Genomic DNA, 12,089 nt, shown 5'->3' with positions numbered 1-12,089 from the left:
ACCCGCCAACAGTGGCGGTGCGGGCGCTGAAGTAGCACACTTTGACGCCTGCACGTGCGGGCGTCATTACGACGATTTATTCGTCAATGTACAGCTGACCGCGGAACTCTGGGTGCATGAGGTTCTCAACAGACAGCACACGGTTGAGGGTTTCTTCGTCGAGAAGGCCCTTCTCCAAAACCAGTTCCTTGACGCCCTTGCCGGTCTCGAGGGACTCCTTGGCAATGAGGTCACCATTGTGGTGGCCGATGAACGGGTTCAGGTAGGTGACGATACCGATGGAGTTCTCGACGTAGGCACGGCAGACGTCCGCATTGGCGGTAATACCCTCAACGCACTTCTCGCGCAGAGTATCCACGGCATTGCCCATAATGCGGATGGACTGGAAGAGTGCCTCACCAATAACCGGCTCCATGACGTTGAGCTGGAGCTGGCCAGCCTCAGCAGCCATGGTGACGACGTGGTCGTTACCAAAGATCTTGAAGCAGACCTGGTTCACAACCTCTGGGATAACCGGGTTGACCTTACCCGGCATGATGGAGGAACCAGCCTGACGCGGCGGAAGGTTGATCTCTGCCAGACCAGCGCGCGGACCGGAAGACAGAAGACGCAGGTCATTACAGATCTTGGCCAGCTTCATGGCGGCACGCTTGATCGTGGAGTGCAGAAGCACGTAGGCACCGCAGTCAGAGGTGGCCTCGATGAGATCGCGGGCGGTCTTGATTTCCAGACCAGTGACCTCAGACAAAGCGGCGGTGACCTGGTGGCGGTAGCCAGCTGGCGTATTCACACCGGTACCGATGGCGGTAGCACCCAGGTTGATCTCGAGCAGACGTTTCTGGGAATCGCGCAGGATGGCCTGCTCCTCAGCAAGGTTGTGAGCGAAAGCCTTGAACTCGTCACCGAGGGTCATCGGGACAGCGTCCTGCAGCTGGGTACGGCCCATCTTCAGGATGTCGCAGAAGTCGTTGCCCTTGGCATGGAAAGCAGCCTGCAGGGCATCGATTCGCTCGATGAGGTCCTCCATAGCGTAGTACAGGCCGAGGCGGAAGCCGGTCGGGTACGCATCGTTGGTGGACTGAGACATGTTGACGTCATCATTCGGGTTAATGATGTCGTAGGCGCCCTTTTCCTCACCGAGGTGCTCAAGCGCCAAGTTGGCCACGACCTCATTGGTGTTCATGTTGAGCGAGGTACCAGCGCCACCCTGGAAGACATCCAGCGGGAACTGATCCATGCAGCGGCCCTTCTCCAAGATCTCATCACACGCCCAAATGATGGCTTCTGCCTTCTTCTTAGGCAGAACGTGAAGGCGGCGGTTGGCCATTGCAGTGGCCTTCTTGACCTGCACCATGCCGCGGATGAAGTCCGGAATAGTGTTGATGGTCACGTAGGAAATCTGGAAGTTCTCAATTGCGCGCAGCGTGTGGACGCCGTAGTACGCGTCGTTGGGAACCTCCATGGAGCCGAGGAGGTCGGTCTCAGTACGAGTCTTTTTGGTGCTCGTAGCCTTAGGCGCCTTGTTAGTAGCCTTCTCCTCAACCTCAGACTTGGCGGCCTTGGTCTCGGTCTGAGCATCCTTCTTAGTGGACTTTGCCATGATGGCTGACTCCTTGCATATAAATCGAAGAACGACGGTGGTCACCCTTCATCGTAGCCAGGAGCGCGAATAAAATGTTTGGCATCTGCCCCTAAAATCGGGCAATACGGAGATCTGACGCAAGAATTGCTTCCGCTCCAAGCTCAGAAAGACTGTCCATGACCTGGTTTGCCAGCTTGCGGGGAACCATGACGCGGACTGCTACCCATCCTTCACGTGCCAACGGGGAAATTGTTGGACCCGTTAAGCCGGGCGTGACGGCTTCGACGTCCGGGAGATCCTTTTCGGCCACGTTGTAGTCGAGCATGACGTAGTGACGTGCGTTGAGGATGCCTCGAATGCGGCCGAGCACAACGTTTTCTTCATCTGTCAGTTCCTCCCCCGCGCGTTTGATGACAACTGCTTCCGACGCCACGATGGGATCACCGAAAGGTGCAAGGCCCTGCTGTCGCAGCGTGGCTCCCGTGGAGACAACGTCCGCGATGACATCGGCTACCCCTAGGTGGATAGAAATTTCGACCGCACCGTCAAGGCGAATAACCTCCGCCTCAATGCCGTTGGTTGCCAGGTGGTCACGCACAACGTTGGGGTACGAGGTGGCAATGCGCTTGCCTTGCAGCTTGTCCACAGTCCACTCCTCTCCTGCGGGCGCGGCATAACGGAACGTGGATGCTCCAAACCCAAGGTTGAGCACCTCGTCGAATTTGGCGCGGGAGTCTTGGGCAAGGTCCCGGCCCGTAATGCCGAGGTCAAGCACGCCTTGAGCAACGTAGATGGCGATATCCTTGGGGCGCAGGAAGAAGAATTCAACGCCGTTCGCCTCGTCAACGACGTTAAGGGATTTGTTGTGTCCGCGGCCTTTGTAGCCGGCCTCTTTGAGGATTTCGAGAGCAGACTCGGAAAGGGAACCCTTGTTGGGAACAGCAATTTTGATCATGAATGCGGCTTTCTCTAGAGGTAGCGGTAGATGTCTTCGAGCTTCAGGCCGCGCTTATGGGCCATGACCTGCAGCCAATACAGCAGCTGCGACATTTCCTCAGCTAGTTCCTCATCAGACTGGTATTCCGCGGCGATCCATACTTCGCCAGCCTCTTCGATGATCTTCTTGCCCAGATGGTGAATACCTTTGTCATAGGCCTCCACGGTGCCGGAGCCCTCAGGCCTCTCGGTGATTTTCTGGGACAGTTCCTCAAACAGGCTCTCAAAATTCTTCACAGGTGCATATTCTTCCACACCGCTGCATAGAATTCTGCCCTCTGGCTGAAATTGATACCGCCGAACACTGCTCAGCGTTAGCACAGGATCCGGGTGAACCAGGAATACACATCGTCGGCAGTAGCACCGACAAGGTGCCGCGCAGAATGCAGGTGGGAAATCTCTGTTGCCTCCGCAGGAACATCAACGTGGTCACCTTCAGGAAGAGCGATGACGGCGCAGCCGGCGTCGACAGCCGCACGCATTCCGGCAGCAGAATCCTCAAAGACCAGGCACTCCCCTGGTTCTAGGCCAAGGCGGCGAGCGGCCTCGGCATACATGTCCGGAGCAGGTTTGCCATGGGGAACCTCGTCACCACAAATGGTGTCCACAAAGTAGTCGCGGCCCAGCGCCTCAATAGCAGAATCCGCCACATAGCGTTCCGTATTGGTCGTCACCATCATGGGCATGCCGTGTTCCTTGAGTTCGCTGAGCAGCTCAGGAACGCCAGGGAAAATTTCGAGGTGTTGAGCAAACAGCGATTTAACGTAGTCAAACATGAGCGTGCGGTAGCGCTCCGTATCGCCCGGTTGCAAAGTCACGCCAGCTTTATCGGCGCAGATATCCAGCGTGTCCTCAAAGGTCGCGCCCACAGTGGCAAGACGCTCAGTTGGCGTGAGGCGGCGTCCCAAGCTCTCTGAGAGATGAAACGTGGCCTCTTCCCACAATGGCTCGGAATTGGTGAGTGTGCCATCCATATCCCAGAAGATTGCGGATGGTCGACGAATCTGCACAGTCAATTAGAAGTCTAGCTCCGGAAGCTGCGAGAGGGCCTCATCGTCGGCGCCTGTGGCAGCCGAGGCAGAGTGAATAAGCTCGGTCAGCTCTTCCTTCTCCTCTGGCTCCAAGACAGCATCGGCATTCTTACGGTTGAAGGCACCGAGCTTCTCCACCGAGGGTTTCACGGCAGCGCTCAGAATCGGCCCTTCTGGGTCGTCTGGAAGCTTGTCCAGATTATCGAGGAACTCCTCGATAATCTCCTTCAGTTCCGGGAGGACGGCGGCATCGAAAGGTGCCTCCCAGAACTCCTTCTCATCCTCCTTGAGGTAATCGCCGGTGGCGAAGGATTGAAGGTTAGAAATGAACTCATCAACGGTGGGCTGGAATTCTGCGCGAATGCTCATGAGCTAGATAATGCCTGAAGATCTCTAGAGGCGCACGCCCAACAGAGAATTAACTGCTGTGCGGATAAGTGAGGCAGCGTCTGCAGTGCTCTGTTCGCTGGTATCAGCTCTTTCATTGATTGCCTCAGCTGCCCAGGCGTCAAGGGTTTCAAGCGCTCGTGGGGTGTCGAGATCGTTCGCCAAAGCTGCTCGCACATCCTGGATTACCGTCTGCACGGACTCCACGGAGCCGGGGCTCTTTGCGGCAGCACGCCAGTGCGACAAACGCTCCTGAGCGGCAGCCAGCACGTCATCAGACCAATCACGGTCACCGCGGTAGTGGCCGGCATAGACACTAAGACGGATCGCTGAGGGGTCCACGCCAGCCTCGACCAGCTTGTGCACGAAGACGAGGTTTCCCAAAGACTTCGACATCTTCGTTCCCTCAAGTCCAATCATGCCGGAGTGGACGTAGAACTGTGCCATGCGTTCGACCTGGAGCGCAGCTTCTGCATGGGCTGCAGAGAACTCATGATGCGGGAACTTCAAATCAGAGCCGCCGCCCTGAATCGTGAAGGTGGAGCCGAGGCGGTTGGTGGCAATAGCCGAGCACTCAATGTGCCAACCCGGGCGGCCAGGACCGAAGGGAGAGTCCCAGGCGGGTTCACCTTCACGGTGTGCGCGCCAAATCAGAGCATCGAGGGGATCACGCTTTCCAGGGCGATCTGGGTCACCGCCACGCTCAGCAAAGAACGTCTCCATCTGCTCACGGGAATAGTTCGACTCATAGCCAAAGTTATCCGTGGCCTCGATCGACGCGTAGACATCGGGATATTCCGAATCATCGACGGTGTAGGCCGCGTCGACGTCGAGAAGCTTCTGCACCATCACCGTAATCTCATCAATAGCTTCCATCGCACCGATAAAATGCTGCGGTGGAATCACGGATAGTAGCTCCATATCGGAGCGGAAGAGATTAATTTGGGACGTGCCCAGCTCGCGCCAGTCCACGCCGTCGCGCTCAGCCCTCTCAAAAAGTGGGTCGTCGACGTCAGTGATGTTCTGCGCGTAGTTGACCTTATAGCCGTTGTCCAGCAGCTGGCGATAAATCAGGTCGAAGGTGAGGTATGTTGCCGCATGACCTAAGTGAGTGGAGTCGTACGGAGTGATGCCACAGACATACATGCTGGCGGTATCACCGTTGATATCTACCTTTGAGACAACCTCATCGGCCGAATCATAAAGGTGAAGCGGGACGGGAGTGCCTGGGACAGAGTCGACGTGCGGTGTAGGCCAAGATTGCATGCCCACAATCCTAACGCGCGCCCCACTCTGATGACACGACCGCGGCCATCACACCGTGCCTTGGGAGGAATGCTAGGGCACGAGCACGCCCAGTGCCAGCAAGATCATGACGATAATGCCGACGGGAATGCGGTAAGCAGCGAACCACTCGAAGGAGTGGTTGCCCACAAACTTCAGCAACCACGCGATGGAGGCGTAGCCCACGATGAAGGCAATACCTGTTCCCACGAGCAGTTGCATACCGGTGGCGGACTGACCAACGGTGGGGCCGAAGGCGTCCCCCAGTGAGAAGAGCCCTGAAGCCATCACCGCCGGAATGGCCAGAAGGAAGCTGAAACGAGTAGCTACCTCACGGTCGAGGCCCAGAAAGAGGCCGCCGGAGATCGTACCGCCGGAGCGAGATACACCGGGGATCAGCGCAAGGCACTGACACAAGCCCATAACGATGGCATCGCGCATGGTCAGTTCCTCAAAGCTGCGAGTCTTCTTACCCATGCGTTCAGCCAGGATAAAAACGAATGAAAAAAGCACCAACATAGAAGCCGTGATCCACAGATTGCGCAGGTTGTCACGAATCAAGTCTTTGCCAAGAACACCTAGGATGCCAATAGGAATGGAGCCAACGATCACCATCCACCCCATGCGGTAGTCCTGGCCGCGCTTGTCCTTGTTGGCAAGGCCCATGAACCAGCCCTTGAGGATCTGCCAAATCATGCCGGCGAAATACACGATGACGGCTAGCTCGGTCCCGAGCTGAATGACGGCGGTAAAGGAAGCACCTGCGTCCTGCCCCCAGAAGAGCGTAGAGACGATACGCAGGTGGCCAGAAGAGCTGACGGGCAAAAATTCGGTGAGGCCTTGGACAAGGGACAGGACAATGACCTGCATCCATGTCATGGCGTCAGAAGCAGCTGTTGTAGTCACTCGCGACAGCCTACTCGTCGTGCTTGCGGCTTCCGGTTTGCACCACGCTGGCTGCTAGGATGAGAAATCGTGAAAATGCGTGGAGTTTTGCTTTCTTGTGCCCTTCTCACCAGCACGTCTGCCCTCGCAGCGTGTGATCCCACGGTGGGAATAGGAGGAGATCCCGACTCGGCCGTTTACGGCCAAGCAGAGCCCGCCGACTCCCCCGCTACGCAGGACGCAGCCGGGAAGGTCGTGGATTTCGACGAGGTCACTGACACCGCTGCGTTGGGTGACGTTCTTGCAGTCCGCACAGCAGATGCCCTCACTATAGGCACGCAAGCTGACTTCGAGGCAGATGAGGCAACCCGAGTGGACATCGATAAGCACTGCGGAGACCTCACCGCGTCTCCTTCGCATTTCGTCCTAGCTTGCGGCGACACAGTTCTTCTCATAGACGCACAGAAGCCAGCTTCTCCGCAGGAGCTTGCCGTGGATGAGGAGACACCCGTAACGGTCGCTGCCGAGACCTCTACTGGTGAGATCTTCGTGGGCTCGGCGGATTCGACGACTGTGGGCGTTTACAAGGACGCCGAGAGGACTGGCACCATCAAGGTGGAAGCTGGCAGTGACCAGCTTATTTCCGTCCCTAATCCGGATGGTGCAGATGGCGTCGTCCGCGTACTGCGCAAAGACTCCACAATCCAATCCTTGGACTGGGAAAAAGACCGCGCCGGCGGTCGTCTGCGCGTGGGCCAGGGCGTCGGTCAGATTGCCGGCGGTGACGGAGCGGTGGTGGTGGCTTCGGATACCGTGGGCAAACGTGTGGCCATCTACACCGCGAGCGACGTTATCCGTCTCCACCAGTTCGGCAACACGGAGGGCACGCCCTGGGCTGTAGCTTGGGACAATGAACGGGAGTTGGCGTGGGTTACCACCACAGATAACAATCTGCTTCATGCCTACACCGTCTCCTCCGGAGTTCCGGAACTCACCGGAAGCGTTGAAACGGTAGCAGGCGCGCAGAATATCGCCGTGCTTGACGACGGCACAGTGGTCGCCGCTTCCGCTAACGGTGACGGGCTGCAGTTCATCAACGATCCGGAGCTAGACGGCTCCTAGCCTCTGAGGCGCTGTTCTCCGCTATCCCAATCCACTACTCGCTTTCCCCCTGCCACTATGGACTAGAAGGATTATTCATGCAGTATTCCGCGCTCGACCGCGCTCGCCACGCCGCATATCAGGTTGCTCTTAAGGGAATGTTTCGGCTGAGCCCAGAGCGCATCCACGGCATTATCACCATGGGCCTTGCTGGCCTGCAGGCAGTTGGCCCCGCTAACCGGTTGTTGGCGAAGGTGCTGCCAGTCACTGATCCCATGCTGCAACAGGAAGTCTTCGGTGTTCGGTTCCCCCGCCCGTTGGGCCTTGCTGCTGGTTTCGACAAGAATGCCTCCTCCCCCGATGTGTGGGCTCCGATGGGCTTCGGCTACGCGGAGTTGGGCACTATTACGCCAAAGGCACAGCCAGGAAACCCGGCTCCCCGACTATTCCGACTCAAACCGGATAAGGCCATCCTCAACCGCATGGGCTTCAACAATGAGGGAGCGCTCCATGCCGCGCGTAACCTGCGCAAGCGCCGCTACAACGACGTCATCGGTATTAATATTGGCAAGAACAAAGTGACCACGCCTGAGCACGCTGTGGACGATTACCGCCAGTGCGCGTCGCTCCTCGGGGATCTGGTTGATTTTGTGGTGGTCAACGTCTCTTCCCCTAACACCCCTGGCTTGCGTGACTTGCAGGCGGTGGAGTCGTTGCGCCCGATTATGGAGGCAGTCGTGGAATCCACGTCCCGCCCTGTTTTGGTGAAGATTGCGCCGGATTTGTCGGACGAAGATATAGATGCAGTGGCTGATATGGCTGTCGAGGTGGGCCTTGCTGGCATCGTGGCGACCAACACGACGATTTCTCGTGAGGGCCTTTGCACACCGGCTGATGAAGTAGCGGCGATGGGCGCCGGCGGTGTGTCGGGGCCGCCAGTCGCTGCGCGTTCTCTAGAGGTGCTCAAGCGCCTCGCTGCCCGCGTGGGCGATGAGCTTGTTCTCATCTCCGTGGGCGGTATTTCCACCCCTGAAGAAGCCTGGGAGCGGATCACCGCTGGCGCTTCCTTGCTGCAAGGTTATACCGGCATGATTTACGGCGGCCCAGACTGGATTCGCGATATTCACCGTGGCATTGCGCTCCAGCTGCGCAACCACGGTCTACGGAATATTTCCGAGGCCGTGGGGTCCGGCTTGGGATGGATTGATTAATGCACCGTGCGGCGAATGACCGCCGCACACAAACCTGCGCCCACGGCGTAGAGGAAGACCACGTATTGCCCCATCGTGGTGAGAACCGTGCTCGGTAGAGCGCGGCTCGCCACGATAAGGACGAGGGCAAGTACGAGCGCGATGATTTGTTCGCGGCTGCCCCGCTGGTCGCGCCGCTGAGTGCTGAATGCGCCGACGAGAAGCGCTGCGCCCACGATGGCGAGACGCCGCCATGTCCACTCAAAAGTAGCTCCCCATCCGTCGGTAAAGATGGAGACCAGCCCGAAGAGTGCTAGCACGGCGGCCAGCAAGGTAAATGCCCCACCTACTCGTAGTCCGGCAGGGATAGCTACTCCGTCGGTTTCGGGATGATTAGTCATTCTTCTGAGTGTAACGGGGGCGAACTAGTGAGCCTCGTACCAGCCCCAAGTAACCGCGCGGCCCAACGTGTGGAAGAAAAGATTGAAACCCAGCACGGTAGGCGTGGCGTCAGGGTCAATATCGAGCTTTTCAACGTCCACAGCATGGACGGCGAAAAGGTAGCGGTGCGGGGCATGACCAGCCGGCGGTTGGGGGCCATAGTAGACACGCTGGCCGGAGTCACCGCGCAGGCTGACAACGCCCTCAAGTCCCAGGTCCTCAGCGGATCCTGCCCCCGTAGGGAGCTCACGCACATCCGCAGGGATATTGAAGACAGCCCAGTGCCAGAATCCGGAACCCGTCGGTGCGTCTGGGTCGAAACACGTCACAGCAAAGGATTTCGTCCCTTCGGGTACATCAGTCCACGCCAGCCGCGGGGAAACATTCTCCGGCGCACGGAACTTCTCAGCGATCTCCGCGCCTTCTTCGATATCGGTAGAGGTCACGGTGAACGCCGCTACCTCCCCCAGCGGGGCGTAAGGATCCGGCCCCGGGAAGCGAGAGTCCGCAGCATAGCTCGGCGTGGTAGTTGCAGTCCTGTCAGATGTGTTGCTAGTCATACTTCCTTTCTACTGGACAGAACTTTTGTCTGCAGAAGATTCACTCACTATCAACTTTCATCGGTGTGTTTTAGCACGCCAGTAGACGCAGAAAAGTGCAGGATGACATGGCGATTTGTGTACTGCAGGCCAATCGGGATACAGTATTCGAGTGCCCAGCCGAGAGGCTGAACAAACACCCTAGCCCGGGTGGCGGAATGGCAGACGCGCTAGCTTGAGGTGCTAGTGTCCTATTAACGGACGTGGGGGTTCAAGTCCCCCCTCGGGCACAGTGTGAAGTCTCGAGACATCGTTCCGGTCGGTGTCTCGAGATTTTTCGTTTTCGGAGCCGACATTTAGGCTAAAACCACATTCACGGTAGACAAGGGCCAGAAGTTTGAAATTTTTCGCCCTTATCTACCGTGAACGACAGTGACAGGTGTGCGAGACCTAGTTCCGACCTCAGTTGTCGTTCATAGGTTGAGGACACACCTCTAGAACTGCTCCTGAAAGCGCTAGAAGCAGCAGAGCTGGGCCTCACACGGACTTATTTTCAGCAGCCGTCACTTCGGTGTGGAGAAACCGCAGAGGATCGATGTCTCCGAACCAGACACCCCCTCGGGCACACATCAGCCCCGCGCTTTACTGAGACACAAGAGCTCCAGTAAGGCGCGGGGTTTCTGTTTGCCGGTACAGTGGGAGCCGTGACATGCGCCACGTGCGCTCTTATCCCCTTTCCACGCGTCCATCAAGGAGTTCTATATGACGGCGACCTTTACGTACCTTGACCCGTTCACCGCCCAGCGCAAGGTTATCGACGCTCCCGAGGGCTCCGAGTATGTCGTCGTCAAGCGCCGCGGTGAGGAAGTCGTGGACGGCGAGGTGATGAGCTTCCACGCCACGCATGGAGACGCCCGTGACGCTGTTATGGCAGGGCTTACGGAGGAGTTTAAGACGGCTGTGGATAATGAGCCTATCTACGTCACTCACGCTCGCCTGCGTGGCGAGTATGCGCGCTACGTTGACCTCTAAAAGCCACACCTTGCGGTGGGCGTAAGCTTTAAACTCGCGGAGTCGTGTCTTCTATTATTGTGGCCTTCTTCTTGCCAGTGAGAAAGCTATGCAGGCCCTTGACAACAATCGGCGCTACGGATATCACCACGATGAGAATCATGATTTTGTCGATGGAATCAGCGATGCCAGGAATGCCGCCAAGGAAGACTCCAATCAGGTTCATGGATACCACCCAGGTCACTGCCCCGCCGACATTCCAGCCCACAAAGTTCTTGTAGGGCATGTTGGCCGTGCCAGCGGCAACCGGGATGTAGGTGCGCACGATGGGCACGAAACGGCCCAAGACCAGCGCGAGAGGACCATGCTTGCGGAAGAAATCCTCGGCTGAGTGCAGGTATTCCAACTTGAGTACCTTTGCGTCCCGCTTAAAGAGGCCGCGGCCGAAGCGGTGCCCAATCCAAAAACCCACTTGGTCACCAAGAATTGCGGCAGCCATTCCGACAAAAAGGAGGGCCCAAATAGACACATGCAATTCGTGACGCAAGGTCGCGGCCATGACAAGGAGAGAGTCGCCGGGCAGGAATGGGAACAGTACGCCAGATTCGATAAAGACGACGACGGCCAGACCGGCGACTACCCAGGGGCCGAAGGCCTCAAGCAAGGTGGCCGCGTCCATATAGGACGTTAGGTTGTGTAGAAAGTCCACGGAGGTTCTCCTAGCGATACGGTGCGCACCGTGCGCGCACACTCGTATCAGTATCCTCCTAATTCGACCAAGAAGAGGAATCGAAAGCGGCTACCCCAGCAACCTATTTCCAATACCACAGGAAACTGCCAGCTACCAGCCCCGATGTCGGCCACGGGACGATCCGCACTAGGCTTATTCCTCATGGACTCACGGTGGATTCGCAACGCAGGTGACTTCTTAAGATCACTAGGAAGTGCTGCGCGGAACAGCGTACGCACGTGGTCATGGCAGCGTTGGCTCCTCGTAGGTGTCGGCTGCGTAGCACTTGTTGCAGCGGCCGTGCTTGTCGACGTCCCCGATATCGCCGCCCTACGCCAGTGGTCGGAACATCTCGGCCCATGGTTTGTCGTGGCCTTCACCGCCGCTTACGTCCTCTTCACGCAATTCCCCATCCCGCGCACCGTGTGGACAGTTGCCGCTGGACTCCTCTTTGGTCCGTGGCTGGGACTTGGAGTGTCGCTCGTGGCCCTCACGATATCCGCTACTCTGTCACTTATCGTTGTTCGCAGTCTCCTGGGCGAGTGGATACGCCCTCACTTGAGCCACCCAGCGGTCTTCACGATCAATACCCGCCTGGAGCGACGTGGCTGGTTGGCCATTGCCTCGCTTCGCCTCGTCGCAGGAGTTCCCTTTTGCTTAGTAAATTATGTCGCGGCGCTTACTCCTATTCCCGTCGCACACTTTGCTCTTGCAACACTTTTTGGATCCATTCCTACTACGGCGATTGGGGTGTTTTTTGGTGATGCCCTGACAGGGCATGCTGATCCCCTAACGATTGTTGCGCTCTTGGTAGCTACTGCGCTGGGGGTGACTGGCTTGGTGCTCGACACGCGGCTACCAGCTCGCCCCTCCATGAGCGCTCAGGTCAAGCGCAAGGAGTAGACTTGGGCT

14 protein-coding genes and 1 tRNA gene are annotated in these 12,089 nt (G+C 57.7%); 5 read left to right on the top strand and 10 right to left on the bottom strand.

The annotated features are described in order from the left end of the window. Positions 1-76: 76 nt before the first annotated feature. From aspA to I6J26_RS12840, 7 genes are all read right to left on the bottom strand, one after another. Positions 77-1,600, bottom strand: coding sequence for an aspartate ammonia-lyase (gene aspA / locus I6J26_RS12870; protein WP_115022105.1), 1,524 nt, complete (start codon positions 1,598-1,600; stop codon positions 77-79). Between the two features lie 91 nt (positions 1,601-1,691). After that, positions 1,692-2,537 (bottom strand): ATP phosphoribosyltransferase, encoded by an 846-nt coding sequence (gene hisG / locus I6J26_RS12865; protein WP_115022103.1) that lies wholly within the window; start codon positions 2,535-2,537, stop codon positions 1,692-1,694. 14 nt (positions 2,538-2,551) lie between these two features. Next, the gene (locus I6J26_RS12860; RefSeq protein WP_115022101.1) at positions 2,552-2,815 is read right to left on the bottom strand and encodes a phosphoribosyl-ATP diphosphatase; all 264 of its coding nucleotides are present in this window, start codon (positions 2,813-2,815) and stop codon (positions 2,552-2,554) included. Between the two features lie 77 nt (positions 2,816-2,892). After that, positions 2,893-3,594, bottom strand: a complete 702-nt coding sequence (locus tag I6J26_RS12855; RefSeq protein WP_258553372.1) for an HAD family hydrolase — start codon at positions 3,592-3,594, stop codon at positions 2,893-2,895. Beyond that, positions 3,595-3,978, bottom strand: a complete 384-nt coding sequence (locus I6J26_RS12850) for a hypothetical protein (protein ID WP_039675337.1) — start codon at positions 3,976-3,978, stop codon at positions 3,595-3,597. 24 nt (positions 3,979-4,002) lie between these two features. Continuing rightward, the gene (gene mshC, locus I6J26_RS12845; RefSeq protein WP_115022095.1) at positions 4,003-5,262 is read right to left on the bottom strand and encodes a cysteine--1-D-myo-inosityl 2-amino-2-deoxy-alpha-D-glucopyranoside ligase; all 1,260 of its coding nucleotides are present in this window, start codon (positions 5,260-5,262) and stop codon (positions 4,003-4,005) included. Positions 5,263-5,334: 72 nt separating this feature from the next. After that, positions 5,335-6,159, bottom strand: a complete 825-nt coding sequence (locus I6J26_RS12840) for an undecaprenyl-diphosphate phosphatase (RefSeq protein ID WP_181815449.1) — start codon at positions 6,157-6,159, stop codon at positions 5,335-5,337. 102 nt (positions 6,160-6,261) lie between these two features. On the opposite strand from I6J26_RS12840, the gene I6J26_RS12835 reads away from it, so the two are divergent. Both I6J26_RS12835 and I6J26_RS12830 read left to right on the top strand, forming a co-directional pair. Next, positions 6,262-7,287 carry a hypothetical protein gene (locus I6J26_RS12835; RefSeq protein ID WP_115022091.1) on the top strand — a complete coding sequence of 342 codons (1,026 nt, stop codon included), beginning with the start codon at positions 6,262-6,264 and terminating at the stop codon, positions 7,285-7,287. Positions 7,288-7,364: 77 nt separating this feature from the next. After that, on the top strand, positions 7,365-8,477 hold the full coding sequence (locus tag I6J26_RS12830; protein WP_115022089.1) for a quinone-dependent dihydroorotate dehydrogenase: 1,113 nt from the start codon (positions 7,365-7,367) through the stop codon (positions 8,475-8,477). On the opposite strand, the gene I6J26_RS12825 is transcribed toward I6J26_RS12830, so the two are convergent. Both I6J26_RS12825 and I6J26_RS12820 read right to left on the bottom strand, forming a co-directional pair. After that, positions 8,474-8,857 carry a hypothetical protein gene (locus I6J26_RS12825; RefSeq protein ID WP_115022087.1) on the bottom strand — a complete coding sequence of 128 codons (384 nt, stop codon included), beginning with the start codon at positions 8,855-8,857 and terminating at the stop codon, positions 8,474-8,476. The genes I6J26_RS12830 and I6J26_RS12825 overlap by 4 nt on opposite strands. A 24-nt stretch (positions 8,858-8,881) precedes the next feature. Further along, positions 8,882-9,457 (bottom strand): YbhB/YbcL family Raf kinase inhibitor-like protein, encoded by a 576-nt coding sequence (locus tag I6J26_RS12820; RefSeq protein ID WP_115022084.1) that lies wholly within the window; start codon positions 9,455-9,457, stop codon positions 8,882-8,884. 183 nt (positions 9,458-9,640) lie between these two features. Here I6J26_RS12820 and I6J26_RS12815 point away from each other — a divergent pair. Both I6J26_RS12815 and I6J26_RS12810 read left to right on the top strand, forming a co-directional pair. After that, positions 9,641-9,726: transfer RNA gene (locus I6J26_RS12815), tRNA-Leu, on the top strand. A 472-nt stretch (positions 9,727-10,198) separates the two neighbouring features. Continuing rightward, complete coding sequence (locus tag I6J26_RS12810) at positions 10,199-10,468, top strand: hypothetical protein (RefSeq protein WP_115022082.1); 270 nt, start codon at positions 10,199-10,201, stop codon at positions 10,466-10,468. A 28-nt stretch (positions 10,469-10,496) separates the two neighbouring features. Here the strand turns inward: I6J26_RS12810 and I6J26_RS12805 are convergent, their stop codons facing one another. Then, positions 10,497-11,156 carry a DedA family protein gene (locus I6J26_RS12805; RefSeq protein WP_395858299.1) on the bottom strand — a complete coding sequence of 220 codons (660 nt, stop codon included), beginning with the start codon at positions 11,154-11,156 and terminating at the stop codon, positions 10,497-10,499. 183 nt (positions 11,157-11,339) lie between these two features. Here I6J26_RS12805 and I6J26_RS12800 point away from each other — a divergent pair, with 183 nt between their 5' ends. Then, positions 11,340-12,080, top strand: a complete 741-nt coding sequence (locus I6J26_RS12800) for a TVP38/TMEM64 family protein (RefSeq protein ID WP_115024324.1) — start codon at positions 11,340-11,342, stop codon at positions 12,078-12,080. Positions 12,081-12,089 lie beyond the last annotated feature (9 nt).

The organism is Corynebacterium minutissimum, from assembly GCF_016889765.1.
In the GTDB taxonomy this organism is placed as follows: domain Bacteria; phylum Actinomycetota; class Actinomycetes; order Mycobacteriales; family Mycobacteriaceae; genus Corynebacterium; species Corynebacterium minutissimum_B.
Note: the sequence above shows the minus strand (reverse complement) of the source record. Positions and strands in the feature narration are given on the sequence as shown.

Bases quoted from the DNA above. Each gene is read 5' to 3' on its own strand.
- I6J26_RS12835 (WP_115022091.1), top strand. From the start codon at position 6,262: ATGCGTGGAGTTTTGCTTTCTTGTGCCCTTCTCACCAGCACGTCTGCC.
- I6J26_RS12850 (WP_039675337.1), bottom strand. From the start codon at position 3,978: ATGAGCATTCGCGCAGAATTCCAGCCCACCGTTGATGAGTTCATTTCT.
- I6J26_RS12830 (WP_115022089.1), top strand. From the start codon at position 7,365: ATGCAGTATTCCGCGCTCGACCGCGCTCGCCACGCCGCATATCAGGTT.
- I6J26_RS12810 (WP_115022082.1), top strand. From the start codon at position 10,199: ATGACGGCGACCTTTACGTACCTTGACCCGTTCACCGCCCAGCGCAAG.
- I6J26_RS12820 (WP_115022084.1), bottom strand. From the start codon at position 9,457: ATGACTAGCAACACATCTGACAGGACTGCAACTACCACGCCGAGCTAT.
- hisG (WP_115022103.1), bottom strand. From the start codon at position 2,537: ATGATCAAAATTGCTGTTCCCAACAAGGGTTCCCTTTCCGAGTCTGCT.
- I6J26_RS12800 (WP_115024324.1), top strand. From the start codon at position 11,340: ATGGACTCACGGTGGATTCGCAACGCAGGTGACTTCTTAAGATCACTA.
- I6J26_RS12840 (WP_181815449.1), bottom strand. From the start codon at position 6,159: ATGACATGGATGCAGGTCATTGTCCTGTCCCTTGTCCAAGGCCTCACC.
- I6J26_RS12825 (WP_115022087.1), bottom strand. From the start codon at position 8,857: ATGACTAATCATCCCGAAACCGACGGAGTAGCTATCCCTGCCGGACTA.
- aspA (WP_115022105.1), bottom strand. From the start codon at position 1,600: ATGGCAAAGTCCACTAAGAAGGATGCTCAGACCGAGACCAAGGCCGCC.
- mshC (WP_115022095.1), bottom strand. From the start codon at position 5,262: ATGCAATCTTGGCCTACACCGCACGTCGACTCTGTCCCAGGCACTCCC.